Here is a 26,005-nt window from a genome sequence, read left to right on the forward strand (position 1 = left end):
CTGCGTACTCGCCGCAAGCTGAGGCCATTATCGACCGATCAGGCGTTTCCTGGTGTCGGAGGGGTATTCTCCATATGTGGCTTTATAGACTGCCGAAAACCGGCCGAAATGAAAGAAGCCCCATTTGAGGCAGATGGCCTTCATGGTCTCCTTGCTCTCGGGATCGATGAGATCCTGGCGCGCGGCGCGCAGCCGAAGCGTCAGCAGATAGGCGGCGGGAGAGGTTCCTCTGAATGCACGAAAACCGGTTTCGAGCGCCCGGCTGGATACGCCGGCCGCTTCGGCCACCTTCAGCATTGTGATCGGCTGATCGATATTGGCGTGCATGAATTCGATCGCCCTGCGGACGTGCCGGGGGGCGATCAGGGACGGGCCATTCTCCAGGAAATGCGATAGCCGGTGAGGCACTAGGCGCACGACCAGATCGGCCAGCGCCTGCGTCATATGCGCCATGGCGATCGGCGACTGCAGCAAGGGGCCATCGTCGCGCATGCCTAAGATAATCGTTTCCGTGAGGTTGCCGATCAACCGCCCGGCGGGCTTGGACAGATCCAGTTCCGGCAGTAGGTCGAGGGAGCCGCTGAACGGCATCTCGAATGTCTGGCCGATCGTCTGGAGGATGACAGGCCAGTTGATCAGCAACTCGTCGATGACGTTTGATTGCCCATGCATGATGACGCTGTCGGGTTCGAAATTGTTATAGAGAAGCAATTTTCCTTGCCCGGCCTCGGCGATGCGGGACGATCCATAGGTTACCCCCATGCCGCCGCTGCGCGGCACTACAATCGACAGATACTCCGACGTATCGACGGTCGGCTCGATATTGAACTGAAACTCCGCCTCATGATAACCCGTCAGCAGAACGGCCTTGTCACAGACGGAGAAATCCAGTCCCCAATGGAAGTCCTGGGCGCGGCCGACAGGCTCGGCATCAAACGCGCCAAAAGCACCCCCCAGCGTTTCGACCATGTTGTCGAAGGACGAACCGCTAAATCGAAATGAGAATGGGGCAGTGCTATTTTCTGTCATGCTGCTCCCATTGTTCGATGTGGCTGTTTCGACATGCCCTTCTTGACCGCTCTGAGATGCCAGTGTGATGCGCGATCCGCGCGGGCGCCGGATCGGCGCGCCTACCTCTGCCAGTCTTGCCGGTCGTCATGCATGCGCCGTCGCGGGACTTCATCAGGGCCAGCAGCCGGTGTGGATGGGCGGAGCTCGCCTGTATATTAGACGATTGTAACTTATAGTGAAGCTGCTTGCCGCGGAGCAGGTGGATTTCCGCATGGTCGGTCTCGGATCAGCGGCTTTCGGCAGCCGATCCAGCCCGAATTCGGGCGTGGCAAGCGTCAGAAAGACCAACCCTTTACATGCACCATCGATCGTTCCGGCAGAGCTCAGATGTTTTTGCGAGACGGCAGGAACTGACAGAACATGCGGCGATTGGCAAGATTTGCGCTACCGGTTATGACGGCAGTCCGCCGGTAAATCGATTGCGCTGAAGACGCGATCTTGCAGCTGCAGCTGCAGCTGCCATGCCACAGGTTCAACTGCCGCGACCTTGCCGAGACGCTCATCATCTGAAGTTTGTAGGAATGTCCATCCGAGAGCCGCGCAGTCGCCTGCCGAAGGTTTTATAGTGGACCGTTTAAGGAGCCTTCGGCAGGCAGACAGGCATGCAAGCATACGCACGGGATGGGGTGCGTATGTATGATCCCTTCCATCCTTCTGGGGGCGACGGATGGACGGGCCTTTTGGCTTAGAGACCGCAAACCATCATGGTCTTGGTCAGGATTGATCTTATTATTCTCCAGCCATGGAGCAATTGTCAGGCGCCGATATTGTCGGCCGATCGGCTTTTCGCTACGCAGTCTGGACTGCTCCTGCGCAAAATGTATACGCAAGCACTCGCCTCAAGCCGTATCTTCCGCGGTGCGGCCTGCCGGCCGCCGCGCTCGGAAGGGATCGGGCGAGAGAATCGTCATCAGTTGCTCATCTTCAGCGAGCTTCCAGGCGGTTGCGCAGCCGCGCCAGCCCTCGTTCAGCCCCAATCATCAGACGGCCGACTCCAGGTTCCGGAGATGGCGACCTGCCAGATATCGGTGTCGCCAACGAAACGGAGAGACAGCCGCAAGCGCAGCTTCAGAGCGCGATCGAGAGGGCGCTATCGCGTTGGGGAGCCACCTCCTGCGAGTTCACCATCGCACCCGCGAGCTGGCGGAAGGTGACAAGGCCCAATGCTTCCCCGGATGGCGAAATCACCCTCGCATCGTTGTCCTGCGCCGATGCCAACATCCGGACGGCCTCTTCGACGGTCGTTCCTGATGCAATCGTCAATCCGCCTGGCACCGCACCGGAATGCAAGGATGTCATGACGGCATCGACCTGGATGACCCGGCCGCGATTGACCTCCTTGACGAAGTTGGCGATGTAGGCGTCGGCCGGACGCAGAACGATGTCCTGGCTGGTGCCCTGCTGGATGACTTCGCCATCGCGCAGGATCGCAATCTGATCGCCCAGCCGAAGGGCTTCGTCGAGATCGTGGGTGATGAAGACGATGGTCTTCTTGATCTCCTTCTGAATGTCGAGAAGGACTGTCTGCATATCCGTACGGATCAAAGGGTCGAGTGCCGAATAGGCTTCGTCCATCAGCAGAACCGGCGCATCGTTCGAGAGGGCTCGTGCCAGCCCGACGCGCTGCTGCATGCCGCCCGATAGCTGGTTGGGATATTTGCTCTCGAAGCCCTTCAGGCCGACCCGCTCCAGCCAGCCCATGGCGACGTCGGCGGCTTTCGAGCGCTCCATGCCCTGCACTTCGAGGCCGAAGATGGTATTGTCGAGAACATTGCGGTGCGGCAGAAGCGCAAACTTCTGAAACACCATTGCCGTCTGGTGCCGGCGAAACGCGCGCAATTCGGTCTCGTTCATTTTCACCACATCGACGCCGTCGACAAGCACTTCTCCGGCGGTTGGATCGATCAGGCGATTGATGTGGCGGATGAGCGTCGACTTGCCCGAACCCGAAAGGCCCATGATGACCTGGATGCGGCCCGAGGGTATCTCGACATTGATATCTTTCAGGCCGAGCACGTGGCCGTGCTTTTCGTTGAGCTCGGTCTTCGACAATCCCTTTTGGACGGCATCGACATGAGCGGCAGGGTTGGGACCGAAGATCTTGTAGAGGTGGCGGATCTTGATGCCGCCGAAACGTTGATCAGCCATGGACGATCTCCCGATGCTTCTGGAGCCGTTTGCCATACGCCTGGCTGACCCGGTCGAAGATGATGGCAATGCCGACAATGGCAAGGCCGTTGAAAATACCCAGGGTGAAGTACTGGTTGGCGATGGCCTTCAGAACCGGCTGGCCAAGGCCCTGGACGCCGATCATCGAGGCAACGACCACCATGGCGAGCGCCATCATGATGGTCTGGTTGATGCCGGCCATGATGGTGGGAAGCGCCAGCGGCAATTGGACCTTGAACAGCTTCTGCGCGCTCGATGTTCCGAAGGCATCGGCTGCCTCGAGCACGTCCTTGTCGACCAGGCGGATGCCGAGGTCGGTCAGCCTTATCATCGGCGGAATGGCGTAGATGACGACGGCGATCAGTCCCGGCACCTTGCCGATGCCGAGCAGCATGACCACAGGGATGAGATAGACGAAGCTCGGCATGGTCTGCATAACGTCGAGGATCGGATTGATAACGCGCTGCAGCCGGTCGGAACGCGCCATCAATATCCCCATCGGGATGCCGATGGCGATGGAGAGCACGGTACAGACGAAGATCATCGACACCGTCCGCATCGTATCGTCCCACATGTCGAAATAGCCGATCAGCAGCAGTGTCACGAGACAGCCGAAGACGATCTTCAGGCTGCGGCTCGCAAACCATGCGATGACAAGGATGATTGCCGTAATGATCGGCCACGGCGTCTGCGTCATGAAGCGGTCGGCGGCGATCAGGAAATGCTGCAGCGGGGAGAAGAGGTTTTCGATCGCGTCGCCATAGCTGCGGGTAAATGCGCGAAAGCCGTCATCGATCGCCTTCTTCAGATTGCGAAGGGCATCGTCATCCATATGCGGGAATTTATAAAACCATTCCATTCGGTTCCCCTTTTTCTTCAAAGAGCCGTGGCAGTCTTTTTGATTTTATCGGCAGCGAAAGGCGGTGCGCATTAAGCGCACCGCAGTTGTCGGCGTTAGAGCATGATGCCGAAAACTGTGAGCGGCTTTCGCAGACATCATGCTCTGACTATTTAATTTAGAACAGCATTCAGATTTTAGGCCGATCCGGCCTGAAATCATCCTGTCCTAGAGCGCAGCTTCGATCTTCGTGGCTGCCTCAGGCGAAACCCACTTGGTCCAGAGGCCCTTGTTTTCTTTGAGGAAGTGCTTGGCACCGTCCTCGCCGGTTGCCTGGTTCTCGGTCATCCACGCCATCAGCTTGTTGACCGTGTCGTTGCTCCAGGAGCGCTTGGTCAGGTAGTCCATCACCTCGGGCCCGGCCTTTTCCGAGAAAGGCTTTGCAACGAGGGTGACGATCTTGTCGACCGGCCATGCGTTCGGCTTCGGATCGGGGCAGTCGGCGACGGTATTGCAGCGCTTCCATTCGGCGGGGTCGTTCGGCACGCCGGCTTCCAGCTTGACCATCTGATACTTGCCGAGCAGCGCGGTCGGCGCCCAGTAGTAGCCGGCCCAGCCTTCCTTGCGTTCGTAAGCCTTGGAGATCGAGCCATCAAGGCCGGCAGCCGAGCCGGTATCGACGAGGGTGAAGCCGGCCTTGTCGGCTTCGAAGGCCTTGTAGAGCTGCGTGGTCACCACGGTGCCGCCCCAGCCCTGCGGTCCGTTGTAGATGGCGCCCTTCTTCGGGTCCTCGGGAGCGGGGAAGAGTTCTGGATGCTTCAGCACGTCGCCGATGGTCTTGATGTCGGGATGGGCGTCGGCCAGATATTTGGGAATCCACCAGCCTTGGACGCCGCCATCGGGCAGCGGAGAGCCGACCTGGACGATCCGGCCTTCTTCCGTTCCCTTCTTGACGACGTCGGGCAGCAGGTCGATCCAGGCTTCCGGCGCGATATCCGGCTGGCCCTTTTCAGCCATCGAGGTGATCGTCGGAACGGTATCGCCGACGGTGATTTCCGCTTGGCAGCCGTAACCTTCGTTCAGGATGAACTTGTCGAGGTTGGAGAGAACCTCGGCACTCTGCCAGTTCATGCTGGCGATGGTGACAGTGCCGCATTCGGCGGCGCTGGCGAAAGACGCCCCGCCGATCAGGCCGAACGTCAGACATGTCGATGCGAGTAGTTTTTTCATTCTCGTTCCCTCTGTTTAGCGGCCGGTTTTGCTAAGCGGGGCGCCGCAGGACCCGCTCCAACGGTTGTCAGGAAGCGTCTCCCATACTCACCGATTTCTTGAATGCCGCCGATAGTCCCTTCGCGACCGAAGCGTCGAACCCGGCAGCGCGCATGGCTTCGATGGCCGCTGCAGTGGTGCCGCGATAGCCGAGAAAGGTTTGAACGACGTCATCGGGACATTCGTCGCGGCGCTCCAGCAGGCGGCCGGCGCCCGTGATCACCGTGTTGACGGCGCGGCGCGCAATCTCCCCCGGCAGGCCGTTTGCGACGGCGTCGCGCATCATGGCGGCGGCGAGTAGCGCCGGGAATGCCGGTCCGGACCCGGAAAGGCCGGTGAGGTAATCGATGTCGCTTTCCCTTGCGACCTCGTCCTCAGATCCGCATGCCTGAAAAATCGCGTGGACGAGCGCCCGGTCGTCTTCGGTGACAGCGCTCGCGCCAATCCACGGCGTATAGGATTTGGCGACTTCGGCGGCGGCGTTCGGCAAAGCGCGGACGACGCGACCGGTGTTGTGGCGCTCGGAAAGTGCGTCCAGGCGGATGCCCGCCATGACCGAGATGACCAGCTTGCCACCGGCATCGACATCAAGAGCATGCCAGTCATCAGGACGGACGGAGAGAAGGATCACGTCCGAACGGTCGGCAAGCGCCTGATTGTCGGTGGTCAGGAAAGAATTCGGGAAGCGGCGCGGCTGCTCGCTGCGATAAGAGAGGGAGAGGTTTCGAGGTTCGACCAGGCCGGCACCAAGGATCGAGCCGGCGATTGCTCCGCCAAGCCAGCCACCGCCACCAATGATCCCGATTCTCAAGAAAGCGCTCATCCCGGCCTTCCCTAACCCGGCCTATAGCCATGCCGGGAGAAGAAGCGATCGAGCTCCCTCTGCTGCGGCACTTCGCCGGTGTAGATCGCGATATATTCGGGAATCCGTTTCATGCGGACGGCGAGTTCCTCCTTGGCTTGCATAGAGATGTATCCGATCTGCACGAGGTACGTTGTTCGCGCTCGGACATCCGATGTCGCTTCTGGTAGCCCGAACCGGATAAACATCCGCTTGAGCGCATCGAGCCGGAGCTGATCGGCTTGCCGGACCTCGGCAAGAATCTCGTCGGACTGCAGCGCCCAGCTGCGCACGGCGAATTCGAACCTGGCGTCGAACAGATCATTGTTGAGCCAGCAATCGAAGACGTTGAGCATCGCCTCGGCGAGCGATTCCGCGTAGGCTTCGGACTGTTTGACGATGTTGCCGGTGTTTTTGTCGCGCCACCGCGCCACGAGCCCGGCCAGCAGTTCCTCCCGGTCCTTGAAGAACCAGTAGAAGCTCGTGCGCGAGAGGTTGAGCTTCTTCGCCAGCGGCAGAATTTTCACCGAATCCACGCCGGAATCCAGCAGCGAGTGGTATGCTGCTTCCAGCCATCCCTCCTGTGATCCGCGCCAGCCTGTATCATTCAAAGCCTGATCCATGGATGATCTCCTATCAGATTATCAAGCCACGCACAAGAAAAATGTACATCAGTGTCTAAATCGACGACCAAGCTGTTTTCAATGTTGACACATATGTACATTGTGCTTAGCGTCTCCTCTGACGTTTTAATCCGGAACCGCCGCCCATGTCGAACGATCCCCTTCTTCAGCCTTACCAGCTCAAGCATTTGACGCTACGCAACCGTATCATCGTGACCTCCCACGAGCCGGCTTATCCGGAGGACGGCATGCCAAAGGAGAGGTATCGCGCCTATACGGTGGAGCGGGCAAAGGGCGGCGTGGCCTTGACGATGACGGCTGGCTCGGCCGCGGTTTCCAGGGACAGCCCGCCGGTCTTCAACAACCTGCTCGCCTATAAGGACGAGATCGTGCCCTGGGTTAGGGAAATGACCGACGCCGTGCATGAAGAGGGTGCGGCGATCATGATCCAGCTCACTCATCTCGGCCGGCGCACGCGCTGGGACAAGGGCGACTGGCTGCCGGTCGTGGCGCCATCGCATCATCGCGAGGCGTCCCACCGCTCCTTCCCGAAGAAGATGGAAGATTGGGACATCGAGCGCATCATCAAGGATTTCGCCGACGCTGCGGAGCGCATGAAGGCAGGCGGCATGGACGGTGTCGAACTGGAAGCCTACGGCCACCTGATCGATCAGTTCACGTCTCCGCTCACCAACGAGCTCGATGGTCCCTATGGCGGCTCCCTCGACAACCGTTTGCGCTTCTGCTTCGATGTCTTCAAGGCGATCCGGCAAAGGGTGGGGAACGACTTCATTCTCGGCGTGCGCTATACTGCCGACGAATGTCTTCCCGGCGGCACCGGCAAGGGCGACGGGATCGAAATTTCCAAGCGCCTGAAGGCAAGTGGCCTGATCGATTACCTCAACGTGATCCGCGGTCACATCGATACCGATGCGGGTCTGACCGACGTGATCCCGATCCAGGGCATGGCGAATTCACCGCATCTCGATTTCGCCGGCGAAATTCGCGCCGCAACCGATTTCCCGACCTTCCATGCGGCGAAAATCCCTGACGTCGCCACCGCGCGCCACGCGATCGCCTCCGGCAAGGTCGACATGATCGGCATGACACGCGCTCACATGACGGACCCCCATATCGTCCGCAAGATCATGGAAAAGCGCGAAGACGATATTCGTCCTTGCGTCGGCGCCAATTACTGTCTCGATCGCATCTACCAGGGCGGGGCCGCCTTCTGTATCCACAATGCCGCCACCGGCCGCGAACTGACCATGCCGCATATCGTGGCGAAGGCCGACGCCAGGAAAAAGGTCGTCATCGTCGGCGCCGGCCCGGCCGGTCTGGAAGCGGCGCGCGTCGCCGGAGAACGCGGCCACCAGGTCGTGGTTTTCGAAGCGGCGAACAATCCCGGCGGTCAGATCCGGCTCACCGCCCAAAGCGAGCGCCGCAGGGAGATGAGCAGCATCATCGACTGGCGCATGAGCCAGTGCGAGAAATACGACGTCACCTTCCACTTCAACACATGGGCGGAAGCGGACACCATCGGAGCCGAGAATCCCGATGTGGTCATCATCGCGACCGGCGGCTTGCCGCATACCGAGGTTCTCGCCAGCGGCAACGAGCTGGTGGTCTCGTCATGGGACATCATCTCCGGCGACGTGAAGCCTGGAACCAACGTGCTGATCTTCGACGATGCCGGCGACCATGCCGGCCTCCAGGCAGCTGAGTTCCTCGCCAAGGCGGGCGCCAAGGTCGAGATCATGACGCCGGACCGCTCCTTCGCGCCCGAGGTCATGGCCATGAACCTGGTGCCCTATATGCGGTCTCTCCAGAAGCACGACGTGACCTTCACCGTCACCTATCGTCTCGAGGCCGTCGAGAAGAGCGGCAACCAGCTCGTCGCCCATGTCGGCAGCGATTACGGCGGGATTGCCAGGCAGCAGAGCTTCGACCAGATCGTCGTCAATCATGGGACCATTCCGCTCGACGAGCTCTATTTCGAACTGAAACCCAGCTCGAGCAATCTCGGCGAAATGTCGCACGACCAGCTTCTTTCCGGAGAGCCGCAGTCCGTGATCCGCAATCCTGATGGCAAGTTTCAGCTGTTCCGGATCGGCGACGCGGTCGCCGCACGCAACACCCATGCCGCCGTCTATGACGGCCTGCGGATCGCGAAAGATATCTAATCGCTACAGTGGACCGCTTGCCGGTCGATCGTCTCGGGAGGTGATGACATGAGGTTACGCAATGAAAGCCTCCAGATCTTCCTGGATGCGACGTTCGCGGCTTTCGACCAGTTCGCGAAGGCCCCAGAGGCCCGCCGTTCGGTCCGTCAGATTTTTGCGGCGCTGGAGCGCCCAGGGATCGCGCGTACGGGGCCGGGAAGCCGATTGCCCGTGTGTGCTCAGCTTGATGTGGCGCTTTCCTTCGATACGTCCTATCCTTCGCTGACACGTTTGATCGAGGGGTTCAAAGGCGTCGAGCCAATGCTTGAATGGCATCGGCGCACCAAGTATGACCACACGGCCAGCGACAATTTTGTCGATGGGCATGCCAATGCCATGATTATCGGCCCGGGAGGATTGGAAGAGCGGAGCGATCTGTGGATCGGTGTGACGTTGATGGCGCCTCACGTGCGCTATCCGGATCATGATCATGCGCCCGAGGAAGTCTATCTCGTGCTTTCCGATGGAGAGTTCCAGCAAGGAGAGGGAGACTGGTTCTCGCCAGGTATCGGTGGGTCGTTCTACAATGTCCCTGACATCCGACATGCCATGAGGTCGCTCGACACGCCGCTCTTCGCCTTCTGGGCATTGCTTGCCGAACGGCCGAACTGACGGCCAGCAGTTTAGAAATAAAGGGGAGTTGCCCATGAAGATTCTCGTCCCAGTCAAACGGGTTGTCGACTACAACGTGAAGATCCGGGTGAAGCCGGATGACACGGGTGTCGAGCTAACCAATGTGAAGATGTCGATGAACCCGTTCGACGAGATCTCGGTGGAAGAGGCGCTGCGGCTGAGGGAAGCCGGCAAGTGCGAGCAAGTGGTGGTCGTCTCGATCGGTCCGGCCAAGGCCGAGGAGACGCTGAGGACCGCCCTTGCGATGGGCGCCGATCGGGCGATCCTGGTTGAGACCGACGATCAAATCGAGCCGCTCACTGTCGCCAAGATCTTGAAGGCTGTGGCCGATGCCGAACAGCCGGGGCTGATCATCGTTGGCAAGCAGGCGATCGACGACGATTCGAACCAGACCGGCCAGATGCTGGCAGCACTGATGGGAATCGCCCAAGCGACCTTCGCCTCGAAGATCGAGATCGGTGATGGCAAAGCAACTGTCACCCGCGAAGTCGATGGCGGCCTGCAGACGATCGAGATCAAGCTGCCGGCGGTCGTCACCACCGATCTGCGCTTGAACGAACCGCGTTATGCCTCGCTGCCGAATATCATGAAGGCGAAAAAGAAGCCGCTCGACAAGAAGACGCCCGGCGACTTCGGTGTCTCCACCACGCCGCGCCTCAAGGTGTTGAAGACCGAGGAGCCGTCCGGCCGCAAGGCCGGCGTCAAGGTCAAGTCGGTCGCCGAACTGATCGACAAGCTCAAAAACGAAGCCGGCGTGCTGTAATCAGCTTGGAACAGGAGCCAATATCATGACCATTCTTCTTCTGGCTGACCACGACAATGCCAGCCTGTCCGATCAGACCGCCAAGGCGCTGACGGCGGCAACCAAGATCGCCAAGGACCAGGCAAGCGATGTTCATATTCTCGTTGCCGGCAAAGGCGCCAAGCCCGCTGCCGATGCCGCCGCCAAGCTTGCCAGCGTCTCCAAGGTGCTGCTCGCCGAAAGCGACGAACTCGCCAACAATCTGGCCGAACCGCTCGGCGACCTGATCGTTTCGCTCTCCGCCAGCTACGACACGATCATCTCGGCTGCCACCTCGGTCGGCAAGAATGTTCTGCCGCGGGTGGCCGCTCTTCTCGACGTCGCCCAGGTCTCCGAAATCATCGAGGTGATCTCGTCCGACACCTTCAAGCGGCCGATCTATGCCGGCAACGCCATCCAGACGGTGCAGGCAACGGACGCCAAGAAGGTGATCACCGTGCGCACCGCATCCTTTGCCTCCGCGCCGGAGGGTGGCTCGGCAACGATCGACGCAATCCCGGCGGTTTCCGACCCGGGTCTTTCCACCTTCGTCGCCGATGCGCTGTCGGCCTCAGACCGGCCGGAACTGACCTCGGCGAAGATCATCATCTCCGGCGGCCGGGCACTCGGCTCGGCGGAAAAGTTCAGGGAAGTCATCCTGCCGCTCGCCGACAAGCTCGGTGCTGCCGTCGGCGCATCCAGAGCCGCCGTCGATGCCGGTTATGCGCCGAACGACTGGCAGGTCGGCCAGACCGGCAAGGTGGTGGCGCCGCAGCTCTATATTGCATGTGGCATTTCGGGCGCCATCCAGCATCTGGCCGGCATGAAGGATTCGAAGGTGATCGTCGCCATCAACAAGGACGAGGAGGCGCCGATCTTCCAGGTCGCCGACTACGGATTGGTCGCCGATCTCTTCGATGTCCTGCCGGAATTGCAAAAGGCGCTCTAGCGGGGGAGACCGAACGTGGCGCGCGTCGTGGGACGTCCAATCAAACCTGGTGCCGACCTTCTTCTCAACGATGACGAGAAGCCGGCATATATACGGCTGCACGACATCGGCAGAGAAAGGCGCTCTCGGCCGCTGCAGGAATTTCTAAATGACATCGGCGGCCTGATGCTGTCGGCGGAGGCTCCTGCCGTCGCCAGCTTCGTCGCGGGCAAGGTTCTCCAGAGGCTGCTCAAGACCGGCAAGGTGCGCCCGGAGGGCGGGTCTCTTCCCGGCGCGCCGGAGGGGCTTGATGACGCCATCAACCATCTTGCGAAATCGGGACGGAAATACGAGGCGATCGCCTGCCAGTTCCAGAGTCTCGCCGATAAGCTGCTCTGGAGACGCGGCCGCTCCGGTCCGTTCGCAAGCCTGAATTTTGGCGATACGCATTCCCATGCGGTCTTGGTCGGTCCCGGCGGCATGGAGGAGCGCGCCGATCTCAGGGTCGGCGTGATCTACATGGATCGCTATACAAGATTTCCCGATCATGTTCAGACCCAGCCCCGCGCCTTCATTCTGCTTTCGCCGGGTGAAATTCGTCTTGGCGATTCCGAGTGGTTCTCTGCCGCTATCGGGACGGTCTTTGCGAACGACGCCGGCCAATCTTTCGCGATAAGATGCACGGCCCGGCCGCTGCTGGCGGTCTGGTGCCAGGTTGAGCGGGAGAGGTGATGGGGGCCGTGGCAACAACGAGCCTGAGATGAACGAAAAGCCGAACGCGAGAGCGTGAAGTCTCGCGGTGACGCAGCAGCAGATCGGCGAGAACCGGCCCCTTCGAATATGCAGCATCAGAATTCAAATTAAGAGGAAGGATATCAAAATGGACGTTCGCGCCGCCGTGGCCACACAGGCAGGAAAACCGCTCGAAGTGATGACCGTGCAGCTGGAGGGGCCGCGAGCCGGCGAAGTGCTGGTCGAGGTCAAGGCGACGGGCATCTGCCACACCGACGATTTCACCCTGTCGGGCGCCGATCCCGAAGGCCTCTTCCCGGCCATTCTCGGCCATGAGGGCGCCGGCATCGTCGTCGATGTCGGCCCCGGCGTCACTTCGGTCAAGAAGGGCGACCACGTTATTCCGCTCTACACCCCGGAATGCCGCGAGTGCTATTCCTGCCTCAGCCGCAAGACCAATCTCTGCACCGCGATTCGATCAACCCAGGGCCAGGGGCTGATGCCGGATGGAACGAGCCGCTTTTCGATCGGCAAGGACAAGATCCACCACTATATGGGGTGCTCGACCTTTTCGAACTTCACCGTGCTGCCGGAGATCGCCCTTGCCAAGGTCAATCCGGACGCCCCGTTCGACAAGATCTGCTATATCGGCTGCGGCGTGACGACCGGCATCGGCGCCGTCATCAACACCGCCAAGGTCGAGATCGGCGCCACGGCGATCGTCTTCGGACTCGGCGGTATCGGTCTCAACGTGCTCCAGGGCCTGCGCCTTGCCGGCGCCGACATGATCATCGGCGTCGATATCAACCCTGACCGCAAGGCCTGGGGCGAAAAGTTCGGCATGACCCACTTCGTCAATCCGAAGGAGGTCGGCGACGACATCGTGCCCTGTCTCGTCAACCTGACGAAGCGCCACGGCGACCTGATCGGCGGCGCCGACTACACCTTCGACTGCACCGGCAACACCAAGGTGATGCGTCAGGCGCTGGAAGCATCGCATCGCGGCTGGGGCAAGTCGATTATCATTGGTGTTGCCGGCGCCGGCCAGGAAATCTCCACCCGTCCGTTCCAGCTGGTTACCGGCCGCAACTGGATGGGCACCGCCTTCGGCGGCGCCCGCGGCCGCACCGATGTGCCGAAGATCGTCGACTGGTACATGCAAGGCAAGATCCAGATCGATCCGATGATCACCCACACCATGCCGCTCGAAGACATCAACAAGGGCTTCGAGCTGATGCACAAGGGCAAGAGCATCCGTGGCGTGGTCGTGTACTGAGCCATGAAGACCATCTCGACCGAAAATTCTCATGGCGGCACCCAGGGCGTTTACGTCAATCGCTCGGATGTCTGCGACTGCGACATGACCTTTGCGGTATTCCTGCCGCCGCAGGCCAAAGCACGGAAGCTGCCGGTTCTATGGTACCTGTCCGGCCTGACGTGCACGCACGCCAATGTCATGGACAAGGGCGAGTATCGGCGTCTTGCCGCGGAACTCGGCATGATCATCGTCTGCCCCGACACCAGCCCGCGGGGCGACGCCGTCCCGGACGAACCGGACAATTGGCAGTTCGGAAAAGGTGCCGGCTTTTATGTCGACGCCACCGAGCCGCCGTTCGCTAAGAACTATCGGATGTACAGCTACATCGTCGATGAATTGCCGAAGCTTATCGCAGCCGAGTTTCCGGTCGACATGACGCGACAGGGAATCTTCGGTCACTCGATGGGGGGACATGGCGCGATCACGATCGCGCTCAAGAACCCCGAACGTTTCGGCAGCTGCTCGGCCTTCGCGCCGATCAGCCATCCCACGGTCTCCGGCTGGTCAAAGCCGGCATTCCGAAAATATCTCGGAGCGGATGAAGCGCGCTGGCGGGCGTATGATGCCTGCTCGCTGATCGAAGACGGGCACCGGTTCCCGGAATTCCTCGTCCATCAAGGGACGGCGGATAGCTTCCTGGAGGATGGATTGCGCCCCGACGAGCTCAGGCAAGCCTGTGAGACGGCCGGCATCAGCCTGCGGCTTCGCATGCAGGAAGGCTACGGCCACTCCTACTTCTTCATTTCGACATTCATGGAAGACCATCTGCGCTGGCACGCGCGAAGATTGGGAGACTGATTGCAGAGCTTGGCCGGGCATATCGCAAACGGCCCAGAAGGGGAGGAGAAACCCATGACCAGCATAGCCATACATCCGGCAGTGGATTCAGGCTTTCGGGCGACTGACGCTGCTTTCGCAGGCGGGACGCTCGTCTGCAAGTGCACAAGCAATCCCGTGAAGGTCAGGATCAAAGGTGATATCGCCCACAATCACGCCTGCGGCTGCACGAAGTGCTGGAAGCCCGACGGTGCCGTCTTTTCGGTCGTGGCCGTCGCGCCAACCGAAAGCGTCGAAGTCCAGGAGAATGGCGATAAGCTCGCCGTCGTCGATTCCACAGCCTTGATCCAGCGCCACGCCTGCAAGGAATGCGGCGTTCATATGTATGGGCCGGTCATGCGCGAACATCCGTTCCAGGGATTGTCGTTCGTCCATCCGGAGCGCTTTCAGGAGAGCGGCTGGGCGAAGCCGGGCTTTGCGGCCTTTGTGTCGTCGATCATCGAAAGCGGCTTCGACCCCGCCAAGATGGACGCCGTCAGAGCGCAGCTGAAGGCATCGGGCCTCGAGCCCTACGACTGCCTGAACCCGGGACTTATGGACTATATGGCAACCTGGACCGCGAAGAAGAGCGGCGTCCTGGCCGCGTGACGAGATCGGGGAGCGCCGCAGCGGCGCTCCCCGGCGATATCCGGATATCGGGATATTCCGGATGGCTGCGCACGGCTTTTCGACGGCCAGGTTGGCCGGGTCCAAGCCGAAGCACGCATTGGACCCTACAGCGGCATTCTTCCAAGCATCGGAGGCTGGGCGCGCGTCATCGGCCACAACACCATTTTCGTTGACGATCGTGATCCGCTGGCGCACGGTTTTCAGATTCGTGAATGCATTCAGAAACGGTGATGAGATGACCATGCGACCCGGACAGCATCGGCAGGCAGACGGCGCCGCGAAGCCCGCTGCCCGGCTCAAGGTGGGGTTCGTTCTGGCGCGATCGTTCACGCTGTCCGCCTTCGCGCTCTTCGTGGACACACTGCGGCTTGCCAGCGACGAGCAGGATCGTTCCGGAAGGGTTCTTGCCGACTGGCAGGTGATCGGCAGCACGCGGCATCTGATCACCGCGAGCTGCGGCGTCCAGGTCGCTCCGACGTCCGATTTTGTCGATCCGTCACGCTTCGATTACATTGTGGTCGTCGGCGGTCTTCTGACGGTGGAGAACCCTGTCGACCAGGCGACCATCGCTTTTCTCAAGCAGGCGGACGCCAAGAAGGTGCCGCTGATCGGCGTGTGCACGGGCTCGTTCATTCTCGCTGCGGCCGGCCTGATGAAGCGGCATGACTCCTGTGTGAGTTGGCTGCACTACAAGGAGTTCCGGGAGCGGTTTCCTGACCTCAGCGTTCGTTCCGACCGGCTCTTCAATCTCGACCGCCAGCGTGGGTCTTGCGCCGGCGGCAGCAGTTCAGCCGACATGGCCGCGCTGTTGGTCAGGAAATACATCAGCCGCGACGCCGAACGAAACGCGCTGGAGGTGCTGCAGATCGAGAGAGCCCGCGCACCTGCGGACGTCCAGCCCCGGCGTCCGCTTTACGACGATTATGACGATGCCCGCGTCAAGGCGGCGATGATCACGATGGAGCAGTTCGTCGACGGCAGCATGTCGATCGAGAAGCTTGCCGGCACGGTTGGACTCTCGCGACGGCAGTTGGAGAGAATCTTCATCGACAAGACGGGCATGTCTCCTGCCAAGGCCTATAGTCGTGTTCGTATGGAGCGGGCGAAGTCGATCCTTGCCCAATCGAAGGCGCCTCTGATCGAGATCGCGCTTGATGTTGGCTTCGAAAACGCCTCGCAGTTTACGAGAACGTTCAAGCGCACATTCGGGCAAACGCCTTCGCAGCATCGCGCGGCAGCTTTGAGAACGCACTGAACGCGCAATCCCGCAACATCTTCCTCGGGTGGTGCGGTACCCGGCGTTCAGCGCTCGATGACCAGATCGCTCAGCGGCTTGGAGCAGCAGGGCAGGAAGAAGCCGGCGTCGATTTCCCTCTGGCGGATTCCGCCATTGTGGTTCATGTCGACCGTGCCTGACGTAAGCTTCGACTTGCAGGTGCCGCAGACGCCATTCGCACAGGACGACGGGATCCTGACGCCTGACTTCTTCGCACAAGAAAGCACGCTCTGGTCGCCTGTTACCTCGATGCTGCGGGCCTGCTTCGAGAAGGTGACCTGAAAGACTTTGGCGGCTGCCTCCTGAACCGCAGGGATTTCGGGTTCGTCAATGACCGCTGCGTCGAAGCTTTCTTCCAGATAATTTGAGGCGGGCACGCCGAGTTCGGCTGCAATGCCGCGCGCGGCGGCCATGAACGGTGCGGGGCCGCAGCACATCACGATCCGCTCGGCGATATCGGGAACCGCAAGCCTAATATAGTCTTTCGAAATGCGACCGGTCAGACCGGGCCAGGACGGCTCGCCGGCCACGGTCTCCGGGAGGAAATGCAGGCGAAGGCCTTTCAGCCTGCGGGCGATGCAGGCCAGTTCGTCGCGAAAGATCAGGTCCTGCGGCGTCCGTCCAGCATGCATGAAGACGACGTCGGCAGGTTCGCAACTGTCGGCGAGTTCCCGCAGAATGGACATGACGGGGGTGATGCCGGAGCCGCCCGACAGCAGCAGAAGCTTACGTCGCGACCGCTCGGGCCTGATGAAATGGCCAAGTGGGCCGTTCGCCTTGACGGTCGCCCCGGGAACCAGTGTGTCGTGAAGCCAGTTGGAGATCTTTCCGCCGGGCACGCGCTTCACCGTCACGGAGAAAGCGTTCGTCCGATGCGGCGAGGAGGAGATGCTGTAGCACCTGTTTTCAGCCTCTCCATTGTGTTCCAGGTCGAACAGAAAATACTGGCCGGCCTTGAACGCGAACCGCTTGCCGTCGCGCGAAGCGAAGGTGAAGGTCTTGACGTCATGGGTCTCCTGCTGGACGTCAAGGCAGACGAGCGCGTCGTCTTCTTCCGGGTTCCAGACGTCGTGAAGGGCGGCCCTGGCTACGGGCATCTGCGGGCTCCTAGTATCCATGGGCGCGCATCCGATCGATGTACCAGCTGGCGAACTTGTCGAGGTTCGTCTCGGAAAACCGGGAGTAGGGGCCTGGCTGATATGCTGGGTCGAGAGTGCCGGCATGGGAGCGCGCGACGAGATCGGCGTCCTGGTCCGTCGTCGCGACCCAGACATCCGTCAGCTTGTCGAGATCGTAATCCACGCCTTCGACGGCGTCCTTGTGGACCAGCCACTTGGTCCTCACAAGCGTCTTGCCGGCGGAGAGCGGAATGACGGTTGCCACCACGGCATGGTCGCCCATGAAGTGGTTCCAGCTGTTGTGGCCCCAAAGATGCGTGTCGCCGAGATCCTTGCGGGTCATGTGACCGAGAAGCTTGGAGGATGCGGCGGTGGCGTCGTGGGTCTGGGATTCGCCGGCGCCTGCGATGATCAGCCGCTGGGTGCGGAAGTTGGTGGCGCAATCGGCGAGCTGCTCGACGGCAGCCGAGGGAAAGCCGTCGGACTCCCACGCCTTCGTCCGCTCTTCATACAGCCTGAAATGCTCCTCGGCCTGTTCGCGATCCTCCGGGCTCAGCGTCTCGGGGTCGAAGCCGAAGTCGAGATCGACGAAGGAGACGCAGAGCTCCGGGTGGTTCGCGGAGCAATGGTAGCATTCACGATTGTTTTCCATCGTCAGCTTCCAGTTGCCGTCCTCGATGACATCCGTTTGGAAGGCAACCTTTGCGTTCCGGATATCGTAGGGGGCGAGGCGCTCGGTCATGGCCTGTTCGAGGATGGCAATATCCTCGGGCGGATTGTCGGAAAGACAGACATAAATCAGTCCGCCGATCGACTTGAAAGTGACGGGCTTGAGGCTCCGACACTCCTTGTCGAAGTCCTTGCCCATGTGAGGCGCGTAGCTGAGCTCACCGGTCAGTTCGTATGTCCAGGTGTGATAGGGACAGACGAGTTTCGAGACGATCGTCTTGCCCGGATCGAGAAGGCGGGAGCCGCGATGGCGGCAGACATTGTGCAGGACGCGAATTTCTCCGTCGTCGTCGCGCAGAAGGATCAGGCTCGTCTTGCCGATATCGATGACCGTGGCGTCGCCGGGTTCGGGAACATCGCAATCGAGACCGACACAGATCCAGTGATTGTGGAAGAAGACGTCGATGTCTGCTTCGAACACGTCTTCTCTGACGTAAAGGCCGGCCGGCAGAGAGTGACCGTTGGCACGAGCGTCGAGAAGAGCCGAAATGGACGATGGGAGCTTGTTTAGCATCAGAACCTCTTATGCGAGAGTTTCCCCAGATTGCCCTTGCAGTTCCGATGTTTCAACGGCATAAAAAATTAGCTTCGCATAAGTTTTTATCATGCGATGAGGGTTCTGTGATGCACTTTAGAAGACGGATCCCGTCGCTGACGGCCCTGGTGACCCTGGAGGCGGTGCTCAGAAAGAAGAGCTTCACCACCGCTGCGGCCGAATTGGGCGTCACCCAGGCGGCGGTCAGCAGGCAGATTGCATTGCTGGAGGAGGAATTCGGCCAGCCCTTATTCGTGCGCAAGCATCGAGCGATCGAGCCGACGGCGGCATGCATCAACCTCGGAGCCACCCTGGCCAAGAGCTTTGCCGATATTGCCGAGGGCGTGGAAGCGCTCCAGTCGCGCAGCCAGGACGTGTTGACCATAGGGGCGACCGTTGCGTTCTCCTCTTTCTGGCTGCTGCCGCGGCTGGCCGAATTCCGCCGGGCGAACCCGGGTATTCTGGTGCGGGTGATATCCCAGGACAGCCCGCTCGCTCTCGACGACGGCGAAGTCGATGTGGCAATTCGATATGGTGTGCCTCCGTTCAGCGATAGCACCGTCATCGCCTCGCGCGGCGACGTCATTTGCCCCGTCTGCTCTCCCGACTATCTCAGGCGACGAGGAGATGGTCCGCTCGGCTCCAGTGACGAATTCATCGAGACTGACGTCCTTGATCGATCCTGGTATAGCTGGGCCCAGTGGTTTTCGCTGACCGGCGCCAACCTCAATGTAAAGCCGTCGCTTCGGTTCAACCACTATACCGAAACCATCGCTGCCGCGCGCGCGGGGCAAGGCATTGCCTTGGGATGGCGTATGCTGGTCGGCACCTTTCTGGAGGATGGAACCTTGATGCAGATCGGCGGCGGCGAGCTTGCGGCGGAGGATCGTTACAATGTGATCGTGCCTATCAAATCCAAGCGAAGCAATGCGCGCGACCTTGCCGCTGCTTGGCTGACGGCATCACTGCACGGTTGATCGAAGCGTGGTCACATGCCCAGCCCCACCGTTGCCGTCCGGTGAACGCCTCTAGGGACGAATGCGAAGCAATCTGCCAGTCCTAGGAAGTCGTCCGCCAGGTGAATGACGGAAAGCCACATTTCCGTTCCCTGCAAGCTCGGTTCACCACCGTCGGCAAACGGGAATCCCTCGCCATCCCGCCATCTATCCAACGCCCTCGATATGAGCTTGCGGGCGATCGCCTCCCCGTCGGCCCGCCTGTAGTCGGTCTGCCGGGCAATCAGCAACAGTGGATGAATCGTATCGAGCAGGTTGCACGCATTGTATTTTGCACCAACGAAGCCCTTGTGGTTGCGATAGTTGAGGTGAACCGTTTCGAGTGAGGCATGCGGATGCGGAAGTGCCACGCCGAACTGGGCGTAGGTGCCGCGCGTCAGGCGATAAAAGCCGTTCACCGGTTGAAGCCATCCTTCCGCCGCGGTCGGTTCACCCCAGAGCCCCGAAACGCTGTTGGCATTGTGGCTCAGCCACTCGAAGAGCGCCTGCCGTGAATGCCTGATGCGAAAATACCTCGCGTTGAAGTACATGGCGGTGCCGATCGCATCGACCACGCTTCCGGCGTGCCATGCCCGGGTCGACCAGGGCAGGGCGCTCAGCCATTCATCCAGCTCCCCGGCGCCGAGCTCGACCGCATGGACAGGTTGGCGTGGACCGGAACCAAGCAGTTCAAGCGCATAGCCAACCGCAAGGACGTTATAGAGCGCCTTTGGATCATCCCTGAGGGGCTTGCCATGCATTCGCGAATGCTCTTCCGGGAAAAGGCCGGTCTCTCGGTCCTGCAGACCTTGGAGAAGCTCGACAGTCTCCGCCGGATGGAGGTCGGGCGGCAGCTGGCCGAAGCCGGCAGCGATCTCGATTGCGTCGCAGAGATGCCGGATCGCCGGTCTGCGGACGCCGTCTGCTTCCAGCGATTGATAGGTCCCTTGCGTTTTCCAGCGTGCCAGAATGTCCGGGCACTGGTCTTTCGCTTTCTGACCGAGCCTGACCAACTGATCTTCGACGTCGCCATTGCCTGTTTTCCGGGGTGCCGAGCCTCGGCTCCGCAGCACCCGGGCGGGCACGCCACCGGCAATCGCCATGGCGGGAATGTCTCCCGTGACCACCGCTCCGGCGGCGATCACCGCACCGTTTCCAATCGTGGCGCCATCGAGGATCACGCAGTTGGCGCCGATCCAGACATCGTCGCCGATCGAAATGCCGATGCTGACGACGCCTTGACGGTGTATGGGAATAGTCGGATCGTCGAAGCCATGATTGAAGCCGACGAGCGAGGCATGCGAAGCAATCCGAACGCCATTGCCGCACGTTACCGTGCCGGAAACACAGGCATAGGGATTGATGGTGCAATCGTCGCCGAGAATCACATGGCCACGAACGAGAGCGTGCCCTGCGATCCAGGACCGCTCGCCCATCGTCAGGCTTTCGGTGAAGATTGCGGCTTGCTCGGCGATGTAGGACGTCTCGGCCAGCTCCGCACCGCATGATCGCCGGAGTTCCGCCCTGCGGGCGAGGTGAGCGGGATGACGAAGGTCAGACGCAATGTGTTCCCAGGTCAGGTATTGAAGCCTGCGCGCTTCCCTCTCTTCGTTCACTGACGATTGCGGGCTGCTGGCGTGATCCATCTCGATCCTCATTCTCAGGTCAACCGCCGAATATTCGTCTGCCTTCGGCGATCCGTTGCCTCGCTGCATAAGACGGCCTGATTCGTCCAAAAGCAAGACTTCCGACAATGGCGGCGCAGCCCTCGTTGAAATGGCTCCAATTGCTTTGATCGGGTCCGGCCTCCCGGCGACCGATGTGATCGCAAGTGCCCGTAGGATGGCCCCTCATAGCGGTTTGCCATGCGGGCGGTCGATGCGGCTCCTGTCCGAATTCGCGATTTGCAGAGACGTGATGCACGCGCACCGATTATCGGCCGCGCGCTGAGCCATCTGGAAACCTCGATGTCGAGCTATGCCGCGTTCAGAAGTTCAGCGCTCACCGGCATTCCCATATGAAAGCCCTGGGCGCGGTCGATGCGAAGATCCTTGAGAAGGGAAAACTGTGCTGCCGTTTCGACGCCTTCTACCAGGATCGTATTCCCGCGATTGCGGATGAGAGCAATCATGTCCTGAAGCATCGTCAAACCGCGTGGGTTCGAGCAGTCATGCAGGAAGGTTCTATCGACCTTGACCGTCTGAAACTCGATTGCCCTCAGCCAAGAGAGGCCCGCGAAGCCGGAGCCGAAGTCGTCAAGCCAGATTTCGACGCCGAGTGCGCGCAGATCGGCAATGCATTTGAGCACCTCCGACTGCATATCCATGTCCAGGCCCTCGGTGACTTCCAAGGCTAATCGCGACCCGCAGACCCCGCACCGAATAAGGATATCAGCGACACTAGTGGCAAAGCCGGGGGAGCGCAGCTGTATCGGCGACACGTTGACGCTGACGGTCGCCATGCGATCGGTCATCAGTATATCTCGGCATGCCGTCTCGATCGCCCACCTGCCCAGCTCGAGGATAGCGCCGCTTCGTTCTGCAACCGGGATGAATGTCTTCGGCGAAACCGCCGTGCCATCAGGCATCCTGAGGCGCATCAAAGCCTCGACAGCCCTTGCTTTCCCGTTCGTCACGTCGAAAATCGGTTGGTACACGAGTGAGACCAGTTTGCGATCGATGGCTGCCGCGAGCAGGGGCACGAGTTTACCGGCATAATCGTCGGGGCGAGGCAGCAGCGGATCAAAACTGCGAATGCAGTTTCGGCCGCTTGCTTTGGCATTGTAGAGAGCGAGGTCGGCTTCACGGACTATTCGTTCAACTTTCTCTCCGACTTTCTCGCGGGTGAAGGCGACGCCGATGCTGACGGTTACGGTCGATATATCGTCTGGTCGCTCGTCGTGAGCAATCGCAAGAGACTCGACTTCCATTCTGATCTTCTCGGCGAGAGTCATCGCAACCTTGGGAAGGGCCGCCGGCATGACCACGATAAACTCCTCGCCACCATACCTGCCGATCATGCCATCGGACGACTCTACAACCGCCTTCAGCGCATTGGCGATGACAGTCAGGCATCGGTCTCCTTCCTGATGTCCGTAGCGATCATTGAAGCGTTTGAAAAAGTCGACGTCGATCAGGAACACGGAGAAGTCGCGGCGTTCGTCTTTCCAAGCGGCCCAGCATTCATCGAGCCGCCGATCCAGCGCGCGTCTGTTGCTTATGCCTGTCAGGTAGTCGGTATGTGAAAGCTCGAGCAGTGACCTTCCTCGTTCGGACGCTTCCCAGTGCTGGTGGCGAGCCTCCGCCGCGTTCAGCAACACGTTTCGGCGCTCAACATTCAATCGCCAATTGACGAAAGACGTGAAAGCAAAGCACGAAATGTAGAACAGCCCGAAAGCGAGCTTATAGGTTTGGCTGGAAGGAAAAAGTTCCTCGATCGTAATGAAAAACGCGCAGAGAACGAGCCCGGAGGTGATCACCGAAAGCCGAAACGGAAAACTGAAAAACAGGTTGGCGCCCATCATGAAGATGGCGCCGAATATCATGTAGTAGGACATAGCAGTGACGTCGTGGGTGGCAATCGCCGGGTAAAGCCAGCCTGCATAGCCCACAAGCAGTGCAGTGGCGCACGTAATGTCAAGCCAGGCGGTTTTCGCATTTGCCAGCCGCAAGATTTCGAACGCCAGCAGGGCGATCGTCGCGACGGCGAATCGGGCGGCGATCGTCGCAGGCGCAACGTCGGGGATCAGCCAACGGTCGGGAAGTGCGAAGGCCACATAGACGGCAACCGCCATCCAAAGACCGTGCCGCGAGCTCTGCCTTCGGACAGCATCATTTTCAATTTTCAGAGACTTGAGGGCCTCGGCGAATGAAATGCCGGCGGTTGGTTCGTCCCGCTGGACATTATCGCAAGCCGCGATCATGCAACGACGCCGACCCGAAAGCCATCTAAAGTATGTTGAAAAGTAAGCCATACTTCGGCGCCCTCCAAAATCGCATTCGGCAACTTGCAACCGGTTTGTCTTATTGCTTGGCTTTGTTAGAGGGGTAGCATCGGACCCGCAAGAGTAGAATTACCCTTATCCCGTGTAGATTCTAGTCGCATCCTATTTCGAGGTTGATTATGCTTATGTCAAGAGGATCTCGAAATGGAACAAAGCCTGGTATTCGACGGTGAAAGTCTTGTTGTGCCCGGCGAAATTCGGCGGGTGGCAAGGAGGGTTGCTGCCCCAGATCCCGGCGATCTTATCGTTGCCCAGGCCGAGCTTGCCCTCAGCCTTGACGTGTCGATCCGTCAGTTCAAATCCGGCGTCGAGCCTCATGTGATCATCGAGCGTCTTACCGAAGCCTTGCATCAGATGCGGCGGCGCTTTCATCCGCAGGTGTGGGACGTCATCGTTACGATCGCGCAATCTCATCCCGTTGCTCACTATCTTCATCAAGATCCATTGACCCGCTGGTCGTTTGAAAAGCCGCGCGGCTATTCTGGCGACGCACGTCTTCTCGATTTCATCTACGGCAGACCTGAGATTGAGGACGCCGTCGCATCAGCGAGCGACTTGGGACGTTCGATCTACGGCTACACTCGAAATGCTTCGTCATCCATCGCAGTACGGGAGCGTCGAGACATTCTGGCTCGCCGCGTAGACGAAATTGCTTCGACCCGGCCTGGCGCCATCGAAATCCTTGCCATCGCCGCCGGGCATCTTCGCGAGGGGCCGTTGTCGCACGCTCTGAGCGCCGGCGCGATTAGACGCTGGGTAGCTTTGGATCAAGACCCGATCAGCGTTGGAACCGTCGCCCGCGATTTCGCGGGGACGTCCGTCGAGGCGGTGAACGGGTCGGTCAAATCCCTGCTCGGTGGAAGGTATGCGCCGGGAATGTTCGATTTCGTCTATGCCGCGGGTCTCTATGACTATTTGCCTGACGCGGTAGCCGTAAAGCTGACCAGGAAGTGCATCAGCATGCTTAAGCCTGGCGGCACATTCCTATTCGCCAACTTCTCTCCGGAGACGGATGTCGATGGCTATATGGAGACATTCATGAACTGGGCCCTGCTGTTGCGGTCGGAACGAGAGATGGGCTCGATCGCCAGCGAAAGCGTGACTGGCAATGATATGAAGGTGTCTGTTTGGTCCGGCTCAAACCGGAGCATTGTCTATTGTGAAATTCAAAGACCGCGTTAGGTCGCAAAAGCGATTTGAGATTTCCACCCAAAACGCCCGTGTCAGATGCGTTCTATGCGGACCGGATACGCGCCGCGCACCAGCAACGGCTCGAAGCCATCGTCGAAGCGGCCGAGCCGGATCAGCCCGTCCCAGCGGTAATCCGCGTAGAACAGGGCCAGGTTACCCCACGGTTTGAAGTAGCAAAGGTCGCCCGGCTGCTCGTTTCCGAAAGCACCACTCCCTTCTTCGGTCAGCTTGCGCGGCAGATAGACGATTTTTTCGTTCCTGCCGTAGTCCTCGATCTTGAGGTTTAGGGGCAGCATGGAAGCAAGATCGCGCGCCGACGGATTATCGAAGAGTGTCGCCGTCAGGGGAAGCTTGTTGAAGTCAATCCTGATCCTGACATCTGACACCTTGCGAGTGGTCGAGCTGTGCCCGTCCTGCCCTTGCGCCACGAGAGGGAGGGCGGCGGCCGCCAAGGCTCCGCCCAAAACCGCGCGACGGCTCATGAACGTGGATGTCATCGACATAGCGCGCCTCGCGTCAGACAGGTTGAGCCGTGGGCCGGAACAAGATTTCGTTGATGTCGACATCATCTGGTTCGTTCACCGCGAAGGCGACCGTTCGGGCGAACGTGTCCGCGCTGATGGCGATCCTGCTGACGAACTCCTTGGTGCCTGCCTGGATGTCCTTCTCACTGATGTGCTCGAGCAGTTCGGTGCTCACCGCGCCGGGTGAAATGATCGTGGTGCGGATGTTGTATGGCTTCACTTCCTTCCACAGGCCTTCCGAGAGGGCGCGCACGGCGAATTTCGTCGCGCAATAGACGGTGGCACCCGGATCGACCACATGACCGTAGACGGAGGAAACGTTGATGATGTGTCCAGACTTCTGCGCCTTCATGTGCGGAAGCGCTGCGGCGATGCCGTAAAGCACCCCTTTGATATTCACGTCGATCATGCGATCCCACTCATCGACCTTGAGCCGTTCGAGCGGCGCCAACGGCATCAGTCCGGCATTGTTCAGCATCACGTCGACTCGACCGAACGCGCTAACGGCGGTGTCGACGAGCGTCTTGACTTGATGTTGATCCGTGACGTCGGTTTGGACTGCCTTGGCCCTGTAGCCTTTGGCGGCCAGTTCCTCGGCCAGCGCAGCGATGCGGTCGCTACGCCGGGCGCCGAGGACGACCGAAGCGCCGCGCTCAGCAAGGTGACGCGCGGTGGCTTCGCCAAGCCCGCTGCTTGCGCCGGTGATGACGATGACTTTGTTTTCGATTCCTTGTGACATGATGATCTCCTGTATTGGGATTTC

General features: G+C 60.1%; 23 protein-coding genes and 1 pseudogene. 12 read left to right on the top strand and 12 right to left on the bottom strand.

All coding sequences use genetic code 11. The features are described from left to right. Nucleotides 1-27: 27 nt before the first annotated feature. From N2A41_RS26005 to N2A41_RS26030, 6 genes are all read right to left on the bottom strand, one after another. On the bottom strand, nt 28-1,029 hold the full coding sequence (locus tag N2A41_RS26005) for an AraC family transcriptional regulator (RefSeq protein ID WP_260111175.1): 1,002 nt from the start codon (nt 1,027-1,029) through the stop codon (nt 28-30). A 1,110-nt stretch (nt 1,030-2,139) separates the two neighbouring features. Further along, nucleotides 2,140-3,219 carry a quaternary amine ABC transporter ATP-binding protein gene (locus tag N2A41_RS26010; protein WP_170279565.1) on the bottom strand — a complete coding sequence of 360 codons (1,080 nt, stop codon included), beginning with the start codon at nt 3,217-3,219 and terminating at the stop codon, nt 2,140-2,142. Then, nucleotides 3,212-4,099: an ABC transporter permease gene (locus N2A41_RS26015; protein ID WP_170256650.1), complete on the bottom strand. Its 888-nt coding sequence runs from the start codon at nt 4,097-4,099 to the stop codon at nt 3,212-3,214. Before N2A41_RS26015 ends, N2A41_RS26010 begins: the two co-directional genes overlap by 8 nt. 207 nt (nt 4,100-4,306) lie before the next feature. After that, on the bottom strand, nt 4,307-5,308 hold the full coding sequence (locus tag N2A41_RS26020) for an ABC transporter substrate-binding protein (protein ID WP_260111176.1): 1,002 nt from the start codon (nt 5,306-5,308) through the stop codon (nt 4,307-4,309). A gap of 67 nt (nt 5,309-5,375) precedes the next feature. Further along, complete coding sequence (locus N2A41_RS26025; RefSeq protein WP_170276055.1) at nt 5,376-6,170, bottom strand: pyrroline-5-carboxylate reductase family protein; 795 nt, start codon at nt 6,168-6,170, stop codon at nt 5,376-5,378. An 11-nt stretch (nt 6,171-6,181) separates the two neighbouring features. Further along, nucleotides 6,182-6,811: a TetR/AcrR family transcriptional regulator gene (locus N2A41_RS26030; protein WP_011649280.1), complete on the bottom strand. Its 630-nt coding sequence runs from the start codon at nt 6,809-6,811 to the stop codon at nt 6,182-6,184. A gap of 146 nt (nt 6,812-6,957) precedes the next feature. Here N2A41_RS26030 and N2A41_RS26035 point away from each other — a divergent pair, with 146 nt between their 5' ends. The 10 genes and pseudogenes from N2A41_RS26035 (at nt 6,958) to N2A41_RS26080 (ending at nt 16,126) form a co-directional block, all read left to right on the top strand. Further along, on the top strand, nt 6,958-8,994 hold the full coding sequence (locus N2A41_RS26035; RefSeq protein WP_222281721.1) for an NADH:flavin oxidoreductase: 2,037 nt from the start codon (nt 6,958-6,960) through the stop codon (nt 8,992-8,994). Nucleotides 8,995-9,042: 48 nt separating this feature from the next. Next, complete coding sequence (locus tag N2A41_RS26040; RefSeq protein ID WP_260111177.1) at nt 9,043-9,645, top strand: dimethylsulfoniopropionate lyase; 603 nt, start codon at nt 9,043-9,045, stop codon at nt 9,643-9,645. A gap of 34 nt (nt 9,646-9,679) precedes the next feature. Next, nucleotides 9,680-10,429 carry an electron transfer flavoprotein subunit beta/FixA family protein gene (locus N2A41_RS26045; RefSeq protein WP_260111178.1) on the top strand — a complete coding sequence of 250 codons (750 nt, stop codon included), beginning with the start codon at nt 9,680-9,682 and terminating at the stop codon, nt 10,427-10,429. Between the two features lie 25 nt (nt 10,430-10,454). Then, a complete protein-coding gene (locus N2A41_RS26050) occupies nt 10,455-11,396 on the top strand; it encodes an electron transfer flavoprotein subunit alpha/FixB family protein (RefSeq protein WP_260111179.1) in 942 nt (313 codons plus the stop codon). Nucleotides 11,397-11,411: 15 nt separating this feature from the next. Next, nucleotides 11,412-12,107 carry a dimethylsulfoniopropionate lyase gene (locus N2A41_RS26055; RefSeq protein ID WP_260111180.1) on the top strand — a complete coding sequence of 232 codons (696 nt, stop codon included), beginning with the start codon at nt 11,412-11,414 and terminating at the stop codon, nt 12,105-12,107. 148 nt (nt 12,108-12,255) lie between these two features. Continuing rightward, nucleotides 12,256-13,383 (top strand): S-(hydroxymethyl)glutathione dehydrogenase/class III alcohol dehydrogenase, encoded by a 1,128-nt coding sequence (locus N2A41_RS26060; RefSeq protein WP_222350846.1) that lies wholly within the window; start codon nt 12,256-12,258, stop codon nt 13,381-13,383. 3 nt (nt 13,384-13,386) lie between these two features. Continuing rightward, nucleotides 13,387-14,223 (top strand): S-formylglutathione hydrolase, encoded by an 837-nt coding sequence (fghA, locus tag N2A41_RS26065; protein WP_260111181.1) that lies wholly within the window; start codon nt 13,387-13,389, stop codon nt 14,221-14,223. Between the two features lie 54 nt (nt 14,224-14,277). Then, complete coding sequence (gene gfa / locus N2A41_RS26070; RefSeq protein ID WP_222350848.1) at nt 14,278-14,850, top strand: S-(hydroxymethyl)glutathione synthase; 573 nt, start codon at nt 14,278-14,280, stop codon at nt 14,848-14,850. 93 nt (nt 14,851-14,943) lie between these two features. After that, nucleotides 14,944-15,102, top strand: a pseudogene (locus N2A41_RS26075) (proline racemase family protein); the annotation flags it as partial. A gap of 10 nt (nt 15,103-15,112) precedes the next feature. Next, on the top strand, nt 15,113-16,126 hold the full coding sequence (locus N2A41_RS26080; protein WP_260111182.1) for a GlxA family transcriptional regulator: 1,014 nt from the start codon (nt 15,113-15,115) through the stop codon (nt 16,124-16,126). 47 nt (nt 16,127-16,173) lie between these two features. Here N2A41_RS26080 and N2A41_RS26085 read toward each other — a convergent pair whose 3' ends face one another. Beyond that, nucleotides 16,174-17,244, bottom strand: a complete 1,071-nt coding sequence (locus tag N2A41_RS26085; protein WP_170279579.1) for an FAD-binding oxidoreductase — start codon at nt 17,242-17,244, stop codon at nt 16,174-16,176. A 10-nt stretch (nt 17,245-17,254) separates the two neighbouring features. Beyond that, a complete protein-coding gene (locus N2A41_RS26090; RefSeq protein ID WP_222385510.1) occupies nt 17,255-18,508 on the bottom strand; it encodes an aromatic ring-hydroxylating oxygenase subunit alpha in 1,254 nt (417 codons plus the stop codon). A 110-nt stretch (nt 18,509-18,618) separates the two neighbouring features. On the opposite strand from N2A41_RS26090, the gene N2A41_RS26095 reads away from it, so the two are divergent. Then, on the top strand, nt 18,619-19,506 hold the full coding sequence (locus N2A41_RS26095) for a LysR substrate-binding domain-containing protein (protein WP_222281754.1): 888 nt from the start codon (nt 18,619-18,621) through the stop codon (nt 19,504-19,506). Between the two features lie 11 nt (nt 19,507-19,517). Here the strand turns inward: N2A41_RS26095 and N2A41_RS26100 are convergent, their stop codons facing one another. Next, entirely contained in the window at nt 19,518-21,170 is a 1,653-nt protein-coding gene (locus N2A41_RS26100) for an acyltransferase (RefSeq protein WP_260111183.1), read from the bottom strand. 329 nt (nt 21,171-21,499) lie between these two features. Then, nucleotides 21,500-23,497, bottom strand: coding sequence for a putative bifunctional diguanylate cyclase/phosphodiesterase (locus N2A41_RS26105; RefSeq protein ID WP_260111184.1), 1,998 nt, complete (start codon nt 23,495-23,497; stop codon nt 21,500-21,502). Nucleotides 23,498-23,671: 174 nt separating this feature from the next. Between N2A41_RS26105 and N2A41_RS26110 the strand changes: the two genes are divergently transcribed. After that, on the top strand, nt 23,672-24,709 hold the full coding sequence (locus tag N2A41_RS26110) for a class I SAM-dependent methyltransferase (RefSeq protein ID WP_260111185.1): 1,038 nt from the start codon (nt 23,672-23,674) through the stop codon (nt 24,707-24,709). 41 nt (nt 24,710-24,750) lie between these two features. Here N2A41_RS26110 and N2A41_RS26115 read toward each other — a convergent pair whose 3' ends face one another. Both N2A41_RS26115 and N2A41_RS26120 read right to left on the bottom strand, forming a co-directional pair. Beyond that, entirely contained in the window at nt 24,751-25,221 is a 471-nt protein-coding gene (locus N2A41_RS26115) for a cyclophilin-like fold protein (RefSeq protein WP_260111186.1), read from the bottom strand. A 13-nt stretch (nt 25,222-25,234) separates the two neighbouring features. Then, nucleotides 25,235-25,981, bottom strand: coding sequence for an SDR family oxidoreductase (locus N2A41_RS26120; protein ID WP_260111187.1), 747 nt, complete (start codon nt 25,979-25,981; stop codon nt 25,235-25,237). Between the last annotated feature and the right edge of the window lie 24 nt (nt 25,982-26,005).

This window comes from Rhizobium sp. SRDI969 (assembly GCF_025152725.1).
GTDB lineage: Bacteria > Pseudomonadota > Alphaproteobacteria > Rhizobiales > Rhizobiaceae > Rhizobium > Rhizobium leguminosarum_I.

Bases quoted from the DNA above. Each gene is read 5' to 3' on its own strand.
- N2A41_RS26020 (WP_260111176.1), bottom strand. From the start codon at position 5,308: ATGAAAAAACTACTCGCATCGACATGTCTGACGTTCGGCCTGATCGGC.
- N2A41_RS26040 (WP_260111177.1), top strand. From the start codon at position 9,043: ATGAGGTTACGCAATGAAAGCCTCCAGATCTTCCTGGATGCGACGTTC.
- N2A41_RS26115 (WP_260111186.1), bottom strand. From the start codon at position 25,221: ATGTCGATGACATCCACGTTCATGAGCCGTCGCGCGGTTTTGGGCGGA.
- N2A41_RS26085 (WP_170279579.1), bottom strand. From the start codon at position 17,244: ATGCCCGTAGCCAGGGCCGCCCTTCACGACGTCTGGAACCCGGAAGAA.
- N2A41_RS26030 (WP_011649280.1), bottom strand. From the start codon at position 6,811: ATGGATCAGGCTTTGAATGATACAGGCTGGCGCGGATCACAGGAGGGA.
- N2A41_RS26105 (WP_260111184.1), bottom strand. From the start codon at position 23,497: ATGGCTTACTTTTCAACATACTTTAGATGGCTTTCGGGTCGGCGTCGT.
- N2A41_RS26025 (WP_170276055.1), bottom strand. From the start codon at position 6,170: ATGAGCGCTTTCTTGAGAATCGGGATCATTGGTGGCGGTGGCTGGCTT.
- gfa (WP_222350848.1), top strand. From the start codon at position 14,278: ATGACCAGCATAGCCATACATCCGGCAGTGGATTCAGGCTTTCGGGCG.
- N2A41_RS26090 (WP_222385510.1), bottom strand. From the start codon at position 18,508: ATGCTAAACAAGCTCCCATCGTCCATTTCGGCTCTTCTCGACGCTCGT.
- N2A41_RS26110 (WP_260111185.1), top strand. From the start codon at position 23,672: ATGGAACAAAGCCTGGTATTCGACGGTGAAAGTCTTGTTGTGCCCGGC.
- N2A41_RS26100 (WP_260111183.1), bottom strand. From the start codon at position 21,170: ATGGATCACGCCAGCAGCCCGCAATCGTCAGTGAACGAAGAGAGGGAA.
- N2A41_RS26050 (WP_260111179.1), top strand. From the start codon at position 10,455: ATGACCATTCTTCTTCTGGCTGACCACGACAATGCCAGCCTGTCCGAT.
- N2A41_RS26010 (WP_170279565.1), bottom strand. From the start codon at position 3,219: ATGGCTGATCAACGTTTCGGCGGCATCAAGATCCGCCACCTCTACAAG.
- N2A41_RS26015 (WP_170256650.1), bottom strand. From the start codon at position 4,099: ATGGAATGGTTTTATAAATTCCCGCATATGGATGACGATGCCCTTCGC.
- N2A41_RS26005 (WP_260111175.1), bottom strand. From the start codon at position 1,029: ATGACAGAAAATAGCACTGCCCCATTCTCATTTCGATTTAGCGGTTCG.
- N2A41_RS26095 (WP_222281754.1), top strand. From the start codon at position 18,619: ATGCACTTTAGAAGACGGATCCCGTCGCTGACGGCCCTGGTGACCCTG.
- N2A41_RS26060 (WP_222350846.1), top strand. From the start codon at position 12,256: ATGGACGTTCGCGCCGCCGTGGCCACACAGGCAGGAAAACCGCTCGAA.
- fghA (WP_260111181.1), top strand. From the start codon at position 13,387: ATGAAGACCATCTCGACCGAAAATTCTCATGGCGGCACCCAGGGCGTT.
- N2A41_RS26045 (WP_260111178.1), top strand. From the start codon at position 9,680: ATGAAGATTCTCGTCCCAGTCAAACGGGTTGTCGACTACAACGTGAAG.
- N2A41_RS26120 (WP_260111187.1), bottom strand. From the start codon at position 25,981: ATGTCACAAGGAATCGAAAACAAAGTCATCGTCATCACCGGCGCAAGC.
- N2A41_RS26035 (WP_222281721.1), top strand. From the start codon at position 6,958: ATGTCGAACGATCCCCTTCTTCAGCCTTACCAGCTCAAGCATTTGACG.
- N2A41_RS26080 (WP_260111182.1), top strand. From the start codon at position 15,113: ATGCGACCCGGACAGCATCGGCAGGCAGACGGCGCCGCGAAGCCCGCT.